Source organism: Mastigocladopsis repens PCC 10914 (assembly GCF_000315565.1).
Lineage (GTDB): Bacteria > Cyanobacteriota > Cyanobacteriia > Cyanobacteriales > Nostocaceae > Mastigocladopsis > Mastigocladopsis repens.
In genome coordinates, this window is the sequence record NZ_JH992901.1 from 524,161 (window position 1) to 540,253 (window position 16,093).

The window sequence follows — 16,093 nt, forward strand, 5'->3', positions numbered from 1 at the left end:
TTAGAAGACTTTGACAACAGGCGCAAAGACTTCCAAGAATCTATCATTTTCATGGCTTGCAATTGCAAGGGAGCGCACTGCCCTTATGGCAATTCGCATCTGATGACTAAGGTGATCTGGGGCAATAAGAGAGATATTGTAAAAGGCTATTGTATTGGGTAAAGACAAGCTGGATTGCCACAAGCAGAGAGTTTTCTGTCCATTGAGCCATTCTTGAAACCAAGATTTTGTGACCACTCACTTGAATTGTTGCCGAAAGTTAACTGCATCAAAGCGCAAATATTGAGACTGGAACTGATGCCTAACTACACAAATGCACCACAGACAGAATTAGTGCTTGAAGCTGGACGAACAGAGAGACAGTATTGGTCAGACTTATGGCGCTACCGCGAGCTATTCTATTTCCTTGCGTGGCGTGACATTTTAGTACGCTACAAACAAACAGTCATCGGTCTTGCCTGGGCTTTGATTCGTCCTTTTCTGACGATGGTGGTGTTCACTGTAGTCTTCGGCAACTTTGCTAAATTGCCTTCAGAAGGACCTTATCCAATTATGGTGTTTGCAGCAATGCTACCTTGGCAGTTCTTTGCCAATGCCTTATCAGAATGTAGTAATAGCTTAATTACTAATGCAAATCTTGTCTCTAAGGTATATTTTCCCCGCCTGATTGTACCTGCCAGTGCTGTCATTGTCAGCTTCGTGGATTTTATGGTTTCAGGAATGATTTTGCTGGGCTTAATGGCGTGGTATAACTTTGTACCCAGTTGGCGAATTTTAGCGCTGCCTCTGTTCATTTTGATTGCGTTTGCAGCATCAATGGGAGCGGGGTTGTGGCTGGCAGCCCTGAATGTGCAATACCGAGATTTCCGTTACATCGTGCCGTTTATAGTGCAGTTTGGTTTGTATATCTCCCCAGTTGGGTTTAGTAGCAGTATTGTGCCAGAGCAATGGCGATTGGTTTATTCGTTGAATCCAATAGTGGGAGTGATTGATGGGTTTCGCTGGGCAATCTTAGGAGGTGAATCGAGGCTGTATATTCCAGGCTTCGCGCTTTCCCTAGCTTTGGTTGGGGTGCTGTTTGCCAGTGGAATCTGGTACTTCCGTAAAATGGAGCGTACCTTTGCAGATGTGATTTAAGTGAATAGCAAATGTCTGATACTGTCATCCGAGTTGAAAATTTAGGCAAAAAATACATTATTGGTCATCAGCAGCAAGAGAGTTACACCGCACTGCGGGATGTAATTGCTAATCGTGCAAAATCTCTACTGACATCACTCAATCCTCTGACTCAGAACTTAAAAAAAGAATCTAGTAACTCTCGTGAAGAGTTTTGGGCACTGAAGGATGTATCGTTTGAGATTAAGCAGGGTGACAGAGTAGGCATTATTGGTCGTAACGGTGCAGGTAAATCTACACTCCTGAAGATTCTCAGTCGGATTACAGAACCCACCACAGGCTCAATTCGGATTAAAGGAAGAGTTGCTAGTTTGTTGGAAGTTGGAACAGGGTTTCATCCAGAGTTAACAGGTAGAGAGAATATCTATCTCAACGGTGCCATTCTGGGAATGAGCAAGGCGGAGATTAAAAGGAAGTTTGATGAAATTGTCGCCTTTGCTGAAGTTGAGAAATTTTTAGATACGCCAGTGAAGCGATATTCATCGGGGATGTATGTGCGGCTGGCGTTTGCGGTGGCGGCGCATTTGGAGCCGGAGATTTTGATTGTAGATGAAGTGTTGGCTGTGGGGGATGCTCAGTTTCAGAAGAAGTGTTTGGGGAAGATGGAGGAGGTAGGAAAAGAGGGGCGAACAGTTTTGTTTGTTAGTCATAATATGGGGACGATAACGCAACTATGTACTAAAGCAATTTATCTAAGACGCGGTCAAGTTTTTGATATTGGCAGTGTTAATTCTATCGTATCAAAATATTTAATATCAGATATTCATCAAAATTCTATTGTTCAGCTTATTCAATATGAACAAAAGGTATGCAAGCCTATTTTCTTTAGAGACATCGCTCTTGTTAATCATGAAAATGAAATTTCGTCAGAAATAGATATTCGTTATCCATTCTTTCTAAACTTTAGCTACGAAGTTACAAAAGCTTTAAAGAATGTAGAATTGTCAGTCCGTATTGAAACTGATGATGGTAGAGCCGTATTTACTACACACCAATCTGATTATAATCCAGAGAGCCTTAGTCGTCATGTTGGAATATACAACGTTTCTGTCAAATTTCCGGCTATGTTTTTGATGCCAGGCTCTTACTTGGTCACAATTGGAGCACATGAGCCAATGATACAATTTTATGATTTTCATGAACATATACTTGTATTTAATATAAATGAAACTGGAACTAAGTTAGCAAAATATCAAACTTATCATAATATTGGATTGGTGATAGTTGAATTACCTTGGTTAGAAAAATAGCTGTTTTTTATTTCCTTCGTAATTGTTATGAGTTTTTATCGTCACACTCTACTTTTTATAAGAATTGTCTCAATGCTGGCTTGAGAAAGTTATTGACTGGTCAAAGCTTATATGTACAATTTCATAAAGTCAGATGAACTATCTTAACCTTGGCTGCGGTCGCCGTTTTCATGCCGCATGGACAAACGTTGATTTCACCTCAACAGGTAAGGATGTGATTACTCACAACCTCACTCAAGGTATTCCCTTTCCCGATGTTTCCTTTGATGTTGTTTACCTTTCCCACTTGCTGGAACATTTTCCTAAAACGGCCGCAGAATCGTTTCTAAAAGAATGCTGGCGTGTCTTACGTCCGGAAGGTGTTTTGCGGGTAGCAGTACCAGATTTAGAGCAAATTGCTCGCACTTATTTACTAGCACTTGAGCAAGCTCGTTTGGGTTCTCAAGAATGGGCTGCAAACTACGAATGGATTGTGTTGGAAATGTACGACCAAACGGTGAGAAACTACTCTGGAGGAGATATGGCAGCATATCTCTCCAAAGAACATATCCCTAATAAGGAATTTGTTCTTAAACGTTGTGGTACTGAGGCTAAAAATTTGATAGAGGCAGGACATCTACAGCGACAAAATCCTCAACCTGTACCAGAAGCTCAACCCAAGCGCCTGTTAAAGCAAATTTATCGCTTTTGCCGCTATCCAGTTTATCGCCGAGAGTTACTGCTTAAGATTTTACTAAGTCAAGAATATAGTGCCTTACAGATTGGACGCTTTCGTAAAAATGGCGAAGTTCATCAATGGATGTATGACTGCTATTCTCTTTCTGTTCTTTTAGAGAAATGCAGCTTTCAAGACATCATTCAACGAACTGCAACTGAAAGTTATATACAACATTGGGTCAAGTTTAATTTGGACACGGAACTGGATGGCACAGCCTACAAACCTGACTCCATTTATATAGAAGCTATTAAGCCAGTACAATCAAGCCTTATTAGCATAAAAAATTAACCTAAGTTTGTTAGTTAGCACAGTAAAAAATAGCAGTAAACAACTATCTATCTTTACTTATAATTGAGGTATGTACAAATGACAGGCTCTGTTAATTATCCCTTAATATCAGTAGTAATTCCTTCATTTAATCAAGGTCAGTATATAGAAGAAACGCTCCTTTCTGTCATTGGACAGCAATATCCTAACTTAGAGATATTGGTAATTGACGGTGGCAGCACAGATAATACCGTTGAAATTTTAGAGAAGTATTCAAGTCAAATTTCATACTGGCACTCTAAGAAAGATAAGGGACAAGCTGATGCTATCAATCAGGGAATAAATTTAAGTTCTGGTGATATAGTATGTTGGTTAAATTCTGATGATATGTATTTGCCTGGAACATTATTAGATATTGGCAAAAGGTTTCTTGGACGTACTGATAAAAGTCATCTCATTTATGGATCTGCGGTTACTATTAACCAAAGTAAGGAAAAATTGTTTAGTGACGCTCAGACTGCTGCTCCTTTTGAAGAATTTAAATTGACATATGCTGATTTTATTGTTCAGCCAAGTGCATTTTGGACTCGAAAGCTATGGCAGTATACTGGAGAGCTAGATATTAAGTATAACTATGTTCTTGATTGGGAGTGGTTTATTAGAGCATCAAAAATTGCAGAGTTTGAATACATTCACAAATTTTACTCTATATATAGATATCATCCTCTTCATAAAACAAGTAATGGTGGTCTAAAAAGACGAGAAGAGATTCTAGATGTAGTAAGTAGATATTCCTCAAAATACTGGGAAAGATTATATCAAGAAATTCATATTTCTTACAACATAATCAAGAAAAAATATGATTTTTTGAATACATTAAAAATTCCTAAAAAAAGTTTTATTTTATCATTTTTGTTACCAAGAATTATGTCTTCAGTTAAATCTCAGCAAGATTTTTATACAGTTTTATGTATGTATGGACTCTGAGCGTAGACGAGGTAAGGTAGTTGATGGAATCAGTTAGTGTCCTCCATATTAATACATGGGGTGGAATTGGTGGAGCATTTATTGCTTCAGATCGCCTTCACACGGCTTTGTTAAACTCTGGTATTGACTCCACTTTAGCTTATGGTAAAGTTTTCAAAAATAGTGACTCTGAGATTAAGGAGTTAAATCACTATATCGCAATTAAGAAAGATAATAAAATCGAAGGTATCTTAACAAAGCTTTTAAAAAAAGTAGGATTAAATGATATTGGTTATATTTCTTCATTTGAGTTAATAAACCATGAGTATTTTAAGCGGGCAACTGCGCTGAATTTCCATAATATTCATAGTGACTACTTTTCATATCTTGCCCTGTCGATATTGACTGCAAATAAACCTGCTGTTTTTACTCTTCATGATATGTGGAGTTTCACTGGGCATTGTGCTTACAGTTATGATTGCGAGCGATGGAAAACTGGCTGTGGTAAATGTCCTTATCCAGATAGCCAACCAAGTATTTGTATAGATAACACTCACCTAGAGTGGAAGCTCAAAAACTGGGTTTACAATCGCTCGAATCTTACCATTGTAACTCCCAGCAGTTGGCTTGCTGAGCAAGCAAAACAAAGTATGCTCAATCGCTTTCCCATTCATCATATTCCTTATGGCATTGACACGGAAGCATATCAACCCCTTGACCCTGAAGAGTGCCGTTCCTTGCTCGGTATTCCGACAGGGAAAAAAGTTTTGATGTTTGGAGCGCAAAGTCTGACAGATTCCCGCAAGGGAGGCGATTTACTGCTGAAGGCGTTGCAAACTTTCCCTCCATCGCTCACAAATGAAACTGTTCTTTTAACTCTAGGTGATGGTGGTGAGGCAATTTCTCAGACAGTGGGAATGGCTACCGTAAATCTTGGTTACGTCAGCAACGATCGCCTGAAATCTATCGCCTATTCTGCTGCTGACTTGTTTATTTTTCCTACTCGTGCTGACAACCTCCCTTTGGTGCTACAGGAGAGTATGGCTTGTGGGACTCCTATGGTTTCATTCAAAGTTGGTGGTGTCCCCGATTTAGTGCGCCCAGGTATCACTGGCTACTTGGCTACTCCAGAGGATGCTGATGATTTTTGTAACGGAATTGTAGAGTTGTTGGAAGATGAGAATTTGCGCGATCGCATGAGTCAAAATTGTCGGGCGATCGCCCTGACTGAATATCCCTTAGAACTCCAAGCACAGCGATACATCGAATTGTATCATCAGGTGTTGAACAGACAAGTAAGCGACGAGTGCAAAGCGTTTACCTAGGTAAATTACTTCCTAATTCCTGCTACTCAGAGGTATGGTAATTTGTATTTTTCTAAATCGTCTGTTACTTAAACTATCTTTATCAAAACTTTCCAAGTTTCTATCTTTTTCAACAAATATTAAATATCCTGACAAAGTATTTTACCTATGCCACTTATCACTAGAACACTCACCTTAGATGATTTACCCTCACCGCCACCTGACAAAATTGGTTGGCCTTGGACAGTGCAAAGTTCGCAATTTTCGGAGCAGATACCTGATGGTTTTGAGTATCCTCGCATTAGTATTGTGACACCGAACTACAACTACGGTCACTTCCTTGAGGAAACCATTCGCTCAGTACTGCTTCAAGGCTATCCAAATTTGGAATATATCATTATTGATGGCGGCTCAACTGATAATTCTGTCGAAATTATCAAAAAGTACGAAAAATGGCTTTCATTTTGGGTCAGTGAAAAGGATAGTGGTCAAGCAAATGCAATTAATAAAGGTATAGATTTAGCTACAGGTACTTGGTTTAATTGGCTAAACAGTGATGACATATTGCTGCCAACTTGTCTAAAAACTCTTGTAGAAATTAGCCAAATTGTCAAGGAAGCACAATGGATAACTGGCGCAAGAATTGATATTGATAAAAGTGGAAAAATGGTGGATATATGTGTTCCTTGGAGGACTGACCCAACGGTTATTGGATTAGATATGATTGACTTTCCTCAGGATGCCACATTTGTTAAAATCTCTTTTTTAAAACAAAACAAAATTAAACTATCAGAAGAGTTTAATAATGTTTTTGATACAGTTTTGCATTGGCAATTAATTCAGTTATGCAAACCTATTTTAACCTCTGCGGTTTTCTCAGCAATGCGTTGGCATGATGGTCAAAAGACTCTTAATCAGACGAACCTTTCAAAAGAATATGTAAAAGGAGTTTTACCACTTGTCAATAAGCTGCCACTGACAAATCGTATTGTAGCTCGATTACTTAGAACCAGGCTCCATTCTCTAGTTAAAATCTTGCTATCTTCGATGGTTTCTTATGGGTTAACGCCAGCTTCATCTGAATGGAAAGCAGTAGTTTTCAACCGTCATAATTGTACTTTAGAACAAGCGCCGGCACGGTTAGTGATGTTATAGAAACCATTATTGGGGAGAACATGACATAGTTTTCTATGAAAGTAATTCATACCCTAGGTTGGTATTTTCCCGAAGCTTCTGGCGGAACAGAGGTTTATGTTAACGGGTTAGTTCAAGAACTCAACACTTACAAAATTCAAAGTATAGTAGCTGCACCTTCCAGTGGACACCGTGAAAGCTTCTACAGCCACGATGGTGTCCAAGTCTATCGTTATCCTAACTTTCCTCACCCAACCAAAGATCAGATTCGTGGTCACTTACCTCATGGTGGTTTCGACTATTTTACCCAGTGGTTAGCAAACCAAAATGCTGACATCTACCATCAACACTCCTTTGTAACTGGTTGCAGCATACATCACCTGCGACAGGCGAGGAAATTGGGTCTGGCAACAGTGGTAACTATTCACGTTCCCGGAAGTGTCTGTTTGCGTGGCACAATGCTACTGAATGGGCAAAGCGTCTGTGATGGACGTGTTGAACGGGTACGCTGCGGTACTTGCTGGGGTATTGCACGAGGTATACCAGCAAGCACCGCTGCTATATTGTCTAGAACTCCGCTGCCTTTAAGCACCATTGCTGAGTCATCTTTTTCCGGTGTACGTCTGGCTACGGCAGTAGCCACACCAGCTTTAGTGACCCTACATCAGAATAGTTTGCTGGAGATGGCTGCTGTAGCTGATCGGGTCATTGCTGTCTGTCAGTGGCTGTACGATGCTCTAGTCATTAACGGAGTACCGGAGAGCAAGCTAGTTTTGTGTCGTCAAGGTGTCACCTCGACAGGCTCAAGATTGCCTCTTAAGGCTCAGGAAAAAGCTGAAGATTGTGCTACCCTCCGACTTGGATTCTTAGGACGATGGGATAGAGTCAAAGGGCTGCATATATTGGTAGAAGCAGTCCGTAATTTACCACAAGATGTGTCGGTGGAACTCATCATTTATGCCTTAGCACAGGGAGAAGATGGACAAGCCTATCAACAAGAGGTGCTGGCGATCGCTGCTCATGACCCCCGCATTCACTTTAAGCCACCCGTAGGACGAGATGCCGTTTTCTCTGCACTTGCAGATGTAGATATGCTGGCTGTGCCTTCTCTGTGGTTAGAAACAGGTCCCTTGGTTGTGCTAGAAGCGCAGGCTGTAGGAACCCCTGTTTTGGGTTCTAACTTAGGGGGAATTGCGGAATTAGTCCACCACGGGGTAAATGGGGCTTTAGTGCCTGCTGGGGATGTATCAGCCTGGAGCCAAACAATTGCTCTTTTTGCTACCAGACGCGACTTGTTAGCAAAATTACGCAAAGGGATTAAGCCAGTTCGCACGATGAGTTCAGTGGCGTCAGAAATGGCAAATCTGTACCAAGAAATCTTGAAATCACGGTAGATTTAGATACGTTCTATGGTTCTTATTTCTGTTGTCATTCCTTGCTATAATGCCGAGCGGTTTCTTGGTGAAACTGTTGAGAGTGTCCTACGACAGACTCTAGCAAACTACGAAATTATTTTGGTTGATGATGGTTCAACGGATGGCACAGCAGAGGTAATCAAGTCGTTTGGAGCAAGGATCACAGTTGAGTTCGGTCCAAATCGAGGAGCCAGCGTTGCTCGTAACCGGGGAACAGAATTAGCTCAGGGTAAGTTTATTCAGTATCTTGATGCCGATGATTTGTTACGTTCGGATGCCTTAGAACGCAGAGTGCATGCTTTGGAAACCAACAATGCTGATGTGGCTTACTCAGATTGGCAACGGCTGGAGGAAAATGAAAAGGGCGAATTTCTACCAGGTGCTGTTATCGCCAGGAAAATTGAAGACGTGCATCCTGACCCCCAAATTGCTCTGTTTACTGACTTTTGGTCACCACCAGCAGCTCTTCTCTACCGTCGCCAGATTGTAAACGCTATTGGGAGTTGGAATGAATCATTGTCTATTATTCAAGACGCTCGTTTTTTCTTAGATGCAGCCTTAATGGGTGCTAATTTTGTTTATGTGCCGGAAGTAGGAGCTGATTATCGAGTTCACAAATCTAATAGTTTGTCTAAACGCAATCCTCGGAGATTTGTCGAAGATGTGTATCGCAATGCTTGTCAGGTAGAAGCATTCTGGAAAGCGAATGGTGGATTGACAAAAAATCGTTGCCATGCATTGGCAAAAGTTTACAGCTATACAGCTCGTTCCCTATTTATGGGTGAGCAGGATTTGTTCACAGAGAATCTACATCGCCTTTATCAGGTAGAGCCTGGATTTCGCCCCAGTTGGTCAAAAATAGCAGGGGTTGCATCAACTCTATTGGGGAATCAAGGGGCTGCAATACTGCTGAAGTTACTTGGCAGACCACCAGTTTATCTATAAATGGTAAGTTTTAGATGGCACAGATCCTTATCCTAATCGGTGGACATCTCTGTACTGCTCCTCGTCCCCAAAAGGAGGCGGAAACATTAACCGATGCTGGACACGATGTCACAGTCTGTGGTTTTTGGTTTGACCCAGAACTGGTTAAGCGCGATCGCCTGCTCATGGCTAACAAAAAGTGGCAATTTGAACCTATTGTTGACTTTCAACCCATTCACCGCTTTAGGAACTTGGGTATCCGATTGCGATCGCGCCTATCCAAGGAAGGGTTTCTACACCTCGGCATTTTCTCACCTGAACTTCTAGGGTATGGTACACAGGCAATGCTGAGAGCAGCTCGACGAGCCTGTGCGGATTTGACCATTGTTCATTCAGAACCAGGTCTGTGGGTTGGTAGTCAGTTATTAGATGAAGGTTTATGTGTGGGAGTAGACTTTGAAGATTGGTTTTCTGAAGATCTTTTGCCAAAAGACCGTGTTAGCCGACCCATAAAACATTTGAAAGTACTCGAGAGTCGTCTTGCTCGTAATTGCACCTATTGCCTAACAACTTCCCATGCTTTGGCTGACGCTTTAGCTGAAGCTTATCAAGCACCTAAACCGAGAGTAATTTACAATACCTTTCCTTGGGCTGAACGATCACAAATTAATTACGATAAGGGCGATCGCCAGAATCACAACTTACCATCTATTCATTGGTTTTCCCAAACCATTGGATCTGGAAGAGGACTAGAAACTCTATTTCAAGCTTTACCTTACCTGAAAACGCCAGTAGAAATTCATCTGCGGGGCAACTATCCTGAAAGCGCTCGTCAGTGGTTAGAGCCACTAGTGCCATCTCAGTGGCGCGATCGCCTATTTATTCATCCCACTGTCCCTAATGCCGAATTGGTTTCCCGTATTGCTGAACATGACATCGGTCTTGCTTTGGAATGTAAAGATATTGTTAGTCGAAATCTGAGCGTGACCAATAAACTCTTCCAGTACTTACAAGCAGGTTTAGCAGTGATTGCGACTGACACTGCTGGACAACGAGAAATCTTTTCCCAGCAGCCTGCAATTGGTCGATTAATTCCCAGTAATAATCCTTCAGCCCTAGCTCAGGCATTAGAAGACTTACTTCACACGCCTGACAAATTGGCCTGTGCAAAAGCAGCTGCCCTCCAAGCAGCTAAAGAGCAGTTTTGTTGGGAGCAGCAAGCTGACGCTGTGTTACAAGCTGCTCATCTGACTCTCAGTGTGTAATTGAATGCTTCACTAACTCCCAGGAGTTAACCATGATTTTTAATCGACACTCTAGCAATATTATGAATGTTGATGTTAATAATGTTACCCCAGCTATAGTGAGAAAGATAAATTATCTAGTTATTTACCACTGATTCAAGGGCGTCTACTACTAGAAACCTTGGTCGTGAAATATTTAAATCGCGGTTATCCTAGATCGCCTGAGATTATGCTTTTCAAGCGAGTAGGTAGCGCTGGAGGTTGGCGACTTAATCTTAAGTCTGAGAAAGCATGGCTTTTGCATCCAGCAATTAAGCCTTCTCGTTACCTGGAGCTTTTACCAGAGATTCATCAAGCTATCTTGCAAGCTCAAGTACCAATAGAGCAAAGAGGTTATGCCGACATCAATTTATGTGCATGGGAAACTTTCCTTGCCAAATCAACCTAAAATGCGTATCTTAATCACTGCCGATCCTGAATTACCAGTACCGCCACAACTCTACGGCGGTATTGAGCGGATTATCGACCTATTGGTCACGCAACTGCAACCTCTCGGACATACTGTTGGACTTGTTGCTCATCCTGACTCGACCTCATCAACAACTGAGTTTTTTCCTTGGACAGGAAGGCGATCGCAAGACAAATTTGATGCACTCCAAAATACTCTTACCCTATGGTCAGCGGTTCAGAAATTCCAGCCTGACATAATACACAGTTTTTCTCGCATTGCTTATCTATTACCCTTGTTGCCTTCTCGACTTCCCAAGGTAATGTCATACCAACGTTATCCCAGCCGCCGCACCACGAGCTGGGGTGCAAAACTAGCAAAAGGTTCTCTCACCTTCACAGGTTGCAGTGATTACATTTGTAGGATTGGGCGAGCTGCTGGGGGAGTTTGGTATACCATTCATAACTGTGTGGAAATCGAGAAGTATACCTTCAAGCCCATGGTTGCTGCTGATGCACCCTTGGTATTTTTGAGCCGCATAGAACGGATTAAAGGGGCGCATATGGCGATCGCAATAGCTCGCAAAGCCAAAAGGCGTTTGTTGATCGCCGGGAACCAAGTAAATACAGATGAGGGAAAGCGTTATTGGCAAGAGGAAATTGCACCCTATCTTGGTAAGGATGGTATTGAGTACGTTGGTGCAGTCAACGATGCCCAAAAGAACCAATTGCTAGGTCAAGCTGCGGCTATGCTCGTCCCCATAGAATGGGATGAACCTTTTGGTATTGTTTTTGCTGAAGCCTTAGCCTGTGGGACTCCCGTCATCTCTTGTCCTCGAGGGGCACTACCTGAAATTGTACGTCAGGGTATAGACGGTTACTTAGTCAACAGTGTTGAGGAAGCCTATATTGCCATTAAGGATTTACCCAATATTGATCGTCGTCATTGTCGCCAACGTGCTGAACAGTTTTTCTCTGCTAAGGTTATTGTCGACAAATACGAGTCACTTTACCATAGCCTTGTCTGTGGAGAAGTCATTTCTGCCTAACTTCCCACTATTAAAGGTATTCAGCCTTGAGTCATAAAGTTTTAATTGTCAGTCCTCACTTTCCACCCATTAACGCTGCTGACCATCAGCGGGTGCGAATGTCTTTGCCCTACTTTGAGGAGTTTGGCTGGGAACCTCATGTGCTTGCAGTTCGCTCAGATTGCGTTGAAGGAGTCCAAGACCCTCTGCTGACCAAAACAGTTCCCTCTCATATTCCAGTGACTTGTACAGGGGCATTATCCGTTCAACAAACTCGGCGTCTTGGCGTGAGCAGCTTAGGACTGCGATGTTTTCCCTATTTGCTAAAAGCAGGTGATTCCCTACTCCGTCAAACAAAGTTTGATTTAGTTTACTTATCAACCACCGTCTTTATTGTGATGGCGTTGGGTTTCAGATGGCGCAGACGTTTTGGCGTTCCTTACGTCCTAGACTTCCAAGACCCTTGGTTAAGTGATTACTACAAGCAGCTAGGAGCAGCCCCTCCACCAGGCGGACGCTTGAAGTATGGGTTTTCCCAATTCCAGGCACAACTACTGGAACCTATGGCGTTGAGTGAGGTAGGTCATGTGATTAGTGTTTCACCCGCGTATCCGCAAACCCTACAACACCGATATCCCCACTTACGCCCAGAGCAATTTACAGTTCTGCCTTTTGGTGCGCCTGAAACTGACTTCGAGCAACTCCCCTCCCTCAATATTCAGCAAAAAATATTTGACCCTAACGATGGCAAGCGTCACTGGGTTTACGTGGGCAGAGGTGGCAATGATATGGCATTGGCACTACGAACTTTATTTCTAGGCATCCAGTCGGAGCGTCACCGACACCCTGAGCAATGGCAATCAGTGAGGTTACACTTTGTTGGCACTAGTTATGCTCCAAAAGACCAAGCTGTGAAAACGGTAGAACCGATCGCCCAAGAGCTAGGAGTTGCCGATTTAGTGACAGAGCATCCCCATCGCATTCCTTACTTTGAAGCGCTACAGGTGCTTGTCGATAGTGATGCCATCTTGCTGATTGGCTCTAATGATGCTGGGTATACGGCTTCTAAGCTCTACCCCTGCATTCTAGCCCGCAAACCTATTTTGGCAATTTTCCATCAACAGAGTTCAGTAGTGGATATTTTGCACCGTTGTCAAGCAGGTCGGGCTGTAACCTTTGCGTCAGAAAACCAACCTGGGGAGTTACTCGCTGAAGTGGCAATTCAACTGCGTGAACTGTTATCTTTGCCCAAAGGATATCAACCGGAAACTAACTGGGGAGCCTTTCAACCTTATACAGCCCGGGAAATGACCCGTCAACAATGTGCCATATTTGATCGGAGTCTCACCAGTGGGAGTCAAAGAAAATTATTATGACTGAGTTTTTAGAAACTACTTCCCAACAGTTAGTCTTACTATCTACGCGTCCACAACAAAATCGGCGACAACTGCTTAGGGCTTTTTGGCTGGTTGCTCTGGGGCTGTTTGTGTTTGAACTGTTTTGGACTGAGACCAGTTCCTTAGTGACTAATTTTGGGGCTATCTTGATAACAGCGGCGTCTCTCCTACCCAGCTACCTGTGGTGCTTAGGTCGAGCGCAGGGAATGCCCATTTTCCCGTTTTTTTCCTTGACATTTATTTGGACTTATGCATTACCTCTGGTGAGTAACCATCCTCAGGTAGTGACTTATTCGAGCGCCTCTCACCTATTTGCCAGTTGTACAACAGCAGGTTTTTTGGGACTCGGAACGTTTATCTGGTTCCAATTTGTCAAATCTGCTCCTTTGCTGCCCAAGTCTTATCGTGCCTTAAGTAGTCACAAGGGTAAAGTATTTTTCTTGTGGGTTCTAGCAGCTGGCGTTCTATTCAATATGTATTTTGTTGGAGGCTGGTTTTTTCTTGATGGGGGTGTATTTGCGATTGTTCGTGGCGCAATTCTTGGATTGAATGCTCTGGCAGCTTTTGTGCTTGCTTACCTGTTAGGAACTCAAGAGCTATCCCAAGGGCAAGCTCGATTGTTTTTATTTTTGCTGGTTGCCAACATGATCACGAATGCGGTTGGACTCCTGCTTGTAGGGACAGCTTCTACGTTTTTGGTGGCTACAGTCGCCTTTATTATCGGACGGAGAAAAATTCCTGTTTTGCCTATTCTGATTGTCTTGGTTTGCCTGTCACTGTTGCACGCCGGTAAAGCAGAAATGCGAGCTAAATATTGGTTTAGTGGGCAATATACCTTTGTTCAACCTTGGGAATATCCCACCTGGTATGCTGAATGGGCAGGCTACTCGTTGAATTACTTAAATCAAGACCCAGAAAGTTTACCAGACTCACAACGAAAACAATCTTTTTTAGAGCGTTCTAGCGTTATTCACTTGCTGCTTTTAGCCCAGGATAAAAGCCCTGACACTACATCTTTCCTACATGGAGAAACTTACGCTATCCTACCGCAGATCTTAGTTCCTCGGATCTTGAATCCTAATAAAATTAGGAGCCATGAAGGAACGTATTTGTTAAATATTCACTACGGGCTACAAACTCGTGAGGCAACTTTCACGACGACCATTGGTTGGGGCTTATTGGCTGAGTCCTATGCTAATTTTGGTTTGCTTGGCTGTGCTGGACTTGCCATTGTTCTGGGGGTAACCTATGGACAGTCCACTCGTTGGAGCCTCAATATGCCAATTCTTTCTGCTCGTTCCTTGTTTGCTGTTTTGATGATGACCTTCGCTTTTCAAACAGAATGGACGGCTGGAGTGTATGTTGCGGCTCTATTTCAATCGAGTGTGGTGCTTGGTGGCATAGTCGTGTTTCTCATGAAGTTTCAATCCCTAGTCAGGATGAATACAGAACTACCTTCACCTCCATAGGTCATCTCTTGATAAGTATTAAATAAAACTTAAAATAGCATATGCTTTGCTTGTATTTTCTCCTAACGAAAACTACTGTCAATACATTTGAGCTAAAGGTTATTTGTGACAATTCCATGTGTGTAGAGACGTCGCAGTGCAACGTCTCTACATCAGCAATCTTGCCTAAATTGCTGTAACCATCAATTATGAAAAAACTGGCTATTATTACCTCCCATCCCGTCCAGTACTATGCGCCTTGGTTTCGACACCTGGCTAGTTATGCAGATTTTGCTGTCAAGGTGTTTTATCTTTGGGATTTTGGCATTACGCACCAGGTTGATAAGGGGTTCCAACAATCTCTTCAGTGGGATGTTCCATTACTTATAGGTTACGACTACGAATTTGTGCCCAACGTTAGCTCAAACCCGGGCACTCATCACTTTTGGGGTTTACAAAATCCTTCTTTAGTATCGCAAGTTAAAGCATATAGCCCTGATGCGGTGCTGTTGATGAATTATAACTATGCTAGTCTTTATCGCTTTCTTTCGAGTTGGAATACTCGCCAAGCCCCTCTTTTATTTCGCGGAGATTCCCATCGGTTGTTAGCACCTACGGGACTTAAAGCATGGGCACGTCAGCAATTTATTTCTCTCATTTATCGGCGTTTTGCTGCGTGTCTCTATGTTGGTAAAGCAAATTATAATTACTTCCTATATCATGGCGTTCCTGCTAACTGTCTCTATTTCTCTCCCCATGCCATAGATAATGATCGCTTCTTTGCCCATGCACAAACTGCAAAAGAGCAAGCAGTTGCATGGAAACAGGAATTGGGTATTCCTATCGACCATGCAGTCATTCTATTTGCCGGTAAGTTTGAAGAGAAAAAACGACCGCTAGATTTACTTCGAGCCTTTGTACAAGCAAAACTTTCTCAGGTGTCGCTGTTATTTGTGGGGTCTGGATCTCTAGAAAAAGACCTGAAATCGCAAGTCGCAGAACATAAAAATATTTACGTTGCACCCTTCCAAAATCAAACTTTGATGCCACGTACTTACGCGGTTGCAGATCTGGTGGTACTACCTAGCCATTCAGAAACTTGGGGGTTGGTTATGAACGAAGCGATGTGCCTTGCTCGCCCAGTCATTGCTAGTACCCATGTGGGATGTACTCAAGACCTTATTCATCCCCATCAAAATGGTCTCATTTTCGGTGCCGGTGATGTGCCTGCCCTAGCCCATAGCCTACAGGAGGCATTAAGAGACCGACAACGCTTGCAGCAATGGGGAGAAAACAGCCGCAACATTATATCTCAGTACAGTTATACACAAGCAACTCAAGGACTCAGCCAAGCCTTGAACCAGATTATTTAAAA

Annotated in this window: 15 protein-coding genes; 14 read left to right on the plus strand and 1 reads right to left on the minus strand. The window is 42.6% G+C overall.

Annotated elements, in window-relative coordinates; all coding sequences use genetic code 11:
- Positions 1 to 237, minus strand: a complete 237-nt coding sequence (locus MAS10914_RS0104420) for a hypothetical protein (protein ID WP_017314692.1) — start codon at positions 235 to 237, stop codon at positions 1 to 3.
- Between the two features lie 60 nt (positions 238 to 297).
- On the opposite strand from MAS10914_RS0104420, the gene MAS10914_RS0104425 reads away from it, so the two are divergent.
- From MAS10914_RS0104425 to MAS10914_RS0104490, 14 genes are all read left to right on the plus strand, one after another.
- Positions 298 to 1,137 (plus strand): ABC transporter permease, encoded by an 840-nt coding sequence (locus MAS10914_RS0104425; protein WP_017314693.1) that lies wholly within the window; start codon positions 298 to 300, stop codon positions 1,135 to 1,137.
- A gap of 11 nt (positions 1,138 to 1,148) precedes the next feature.
- Positions 1,149 to 2,426: an ABC transporter ATP-binding protein gene (locus MAS10914_RS0104430; RefSeq protein WP_017314694.1), complete on the plus strand. Its 1,278-nt coding sequence runs from the start codon at positions 1,149 to 1,151 to the stop codon at positions 2,424 to 2,426.
- A 133-nt stretch (positions 2,427 to 2,559) separates the two neighbouring features.
- Positions 2,560 to 3,432: a class I SAM-dependent methyltransferase gene (locus MAS10914_RS0104435; protein WP_017314695.1), complete on the plus strand. Its 873-nt coding sequence runs from the start codon at positions 2,560 to 2,562 to the stop codon at positions 3,430 to 3,432.
- A 78-nt stretch (positions 3,433 to 3,510) separates the two neighbouring features.
- The gene (locus MAS10914_RS0104440; RefSeq protein WP_017314696.1) at positions 3,511 to 4,398 is read left to right on the plus strand and encodes a glycosyltransferase family 2 protein; all 888 of its coding nucleotides are present in this window, start codon (positions 3,511 to 3,513) and stop codon (positions 4,396 to 4,398) included.
- A gap of 23 nt (positions 4,399 to 4,421) precedes the next feature.
- Entirely contained in the window at positions 4,422 to 5,702 is a 1,281-nt protein-coding gene (locus MAS10914_RS0104445) for a glycosyltransferase family 4 protein (protein ID WP_017314697.1), read from the plus strand.
- A 147-nt stretch (positions 5,703 to 5,849) separates the two neighbouring features.
- Positions 5,850 to 6,836: a glycosyltransferase family 2 protein gene (locus MAS10914_RS0104450; protein WP_017314698.1), complete on the plus strand. Its 987-nt coding sequence runs from the start codon at positions 5,850 to 5,852 to the stop codon at positions 6,834 to 6,836.
- Positions 6,837 to 6,871: 35 nt separating this feature from the next.
- The gene (locus MAS10914_RS0104455) at positions 6,872 to 8,209 is read left to right on the plus strand and encodes a glycosyltransferase (RefSeq protein ID WP_017314699.1); all 1,338 of its coding nucleotides are present in this window, start codon (positions 6,872 to 6,874) and stop codon (positions 8,207 to 8,209) included.
- Positions 8,210 to 8,224: 15 nt separating this feature from the next.
- Entirely contained in the window at positions 8,225 to 9,175 is a 951-nt protein-coding gene (locus tag MAS10914_RS0104460) for a glycosyltransferase family 2 protein (protein ID WP_017314700.1), read from the plus strand.
- A 14-nt stretch (positions 9,176 to 9,189) separates the two neighbouring features.
- A complete protein-coding gene (locus MAS10914_RS0104465) occupies positions 9,190 to 10,419 on the plus strand; it encodes a glycosyltransferase family protein (protein ID WP_017314701.1) in 1,230 nt (409 codons plus the stop codon).
- A gap of 166 nt (positions 10,420 to 10,585) precedes the next feature.
- Positions 10,586 to 10,846: a hypothetical protein gene (locus MAS10914_RS0104470; protein ID WP_017314702.1), complete on the plus strand. Its 261-nt coding sequence runs from the start codon at positions 10,586 to 10,588 to the stop codon at positions 10,844 to 10,846.
- Positions 10,794 to 11,894: a glycosyltransferase gene (locus MAS10914_RS0104475; protein WP_232224105.1), complete on the plus strand. Its 1,101-nt coding sequence runs from the start codon at positions 10,794 to 10,796 to the stop codon at positions 11,892 to 11,894. Before MAS10914_RS0104470 ends, MAS10914_RS0104475 begins: the two co-directional genes overlap by 53 nt.
- 26 nt (positions 11,895 to 11,920) lie before the next feature.
- Entirely contained in the window at positions 11,921 to 13,249 is a 1,329-nt protein-coding gene (locus MAS10914_RS0104480; RefSeq protein ID WP_017314704.1) for a glycosyltransferase family protein, read from the plus strand.
- Entirely contained in the window at positions 13,246 to 14,739 is a 1,494-nt protein-coding gene (locus MAS10914_RS0104485; protein WP_017314705.1) for a hypothetical protein, read from the plus strand. The genes MAS10914_RS0104480 and MAS10914_RS0104485 overlap by 4 nt, the downstream gene beginning before the upstream one ends.
- Before the next feature lie 188 nt (positions 14,740 to 14,927).
- Positions 14,928 to 16,091: a glycosyltransferase family 4 protein gene (locus MAS10914_RS0104490; RefSeq protein ID WP_017314706.1), complete on the plus strand. Its 1,164-nt coding sequence runs from the start codon at positions 14,928 to 14,930 to the stop codon at positions 16,089 to 16,091.
- Positions 16,092 to 16,093: the final 2 nt, after the last annotated feature.

Bases quoted from the DNA above. Each gene is read 5' to 3' on its own strand.
- MAS10914_RS0104425 (WP_017314693.1), top strand. From the start codon at position 298: ATGCCTAACTACACAAATGCACCACAGACAGAATTAGTGCTTGAAGCT.
- MAS10914_RS0104430 (WP_017314694.1), top strand. From the start codon at position 1,149: ATGTCTGATACTGTCATCCGAGTTGAAAATTTAGGCAAAAAATACATT.
- MAS10914_RS0104435 (WP_017314695.1), top strand. From the start codon at position 2,560: ATGAACTATCTTAACCTTGGCTGCGGTCGCCGTTTTCATGCCGCATGG.
- MAS10914_RS0104440 (WP_017314696.1), top strand. From the start codon at position 3,511: ATGACAGGCTCTGTTAATTATCCCTTAATATCAGTAGTAATTCCTTCA.
- MAS10914_RS0104445 (WP_017314697.1), top strand. From the start codon at position 4,422: ATGGAATCAGTTAGTGTCCTCCATATTAATACATGGGGTGGAATTGGT.
- MAS10914_RS0104450 (WP_017314698.1), top strand. From the start codon at position 5,850: ATGCCACTTATCACTAGAACACTCACCTTAGATGATTTACCCTCACCG.
- MAS10914_RS0104455 (WP_017314699.1), top strand. From the start codon at position 6,872: ATGAAAGTAATTCATACCCTAGGTTGGTATTTTCCCGAAGCTTCTGGC.
- MAS10914_RS0104460 (WP_017314700.1), top strand. From the start codon at position 8,225: ATGGTTCTTATTTCTGTTGTCATTCCTTGCTATAATGCCGAGCGGTTT.
- MAS10914_RS0104465 (WP_017314701.1), top strand. From the start codon at position 9,190: ATGGCACAGATCCTTATCCTAATCGGTGGACATCTCTGTACTGCTCCT.
- MAS10914_RS0104475 (WP_232224105.1), top strand. From the start codon at position 10,794: ATGCCGACATCAATTTATGTGCATGGGAAACTTTCCTTGCCAAATCAA.
- MAS10914_RS0104485 (WP_017314705.1), top strand. From the start codon at position 13,246: ATGACTGAGTTTTTAGAAACTACTTCCCAACAGTTAGTCTTACTATCT.
- MAS10914_RS0104490 (WP_017314706.1), top strand. From the start codon at position 14,928: ATGAAAAAACTGGCTATTATTACCTCCCATCCCGTCCAGTACTATGCG.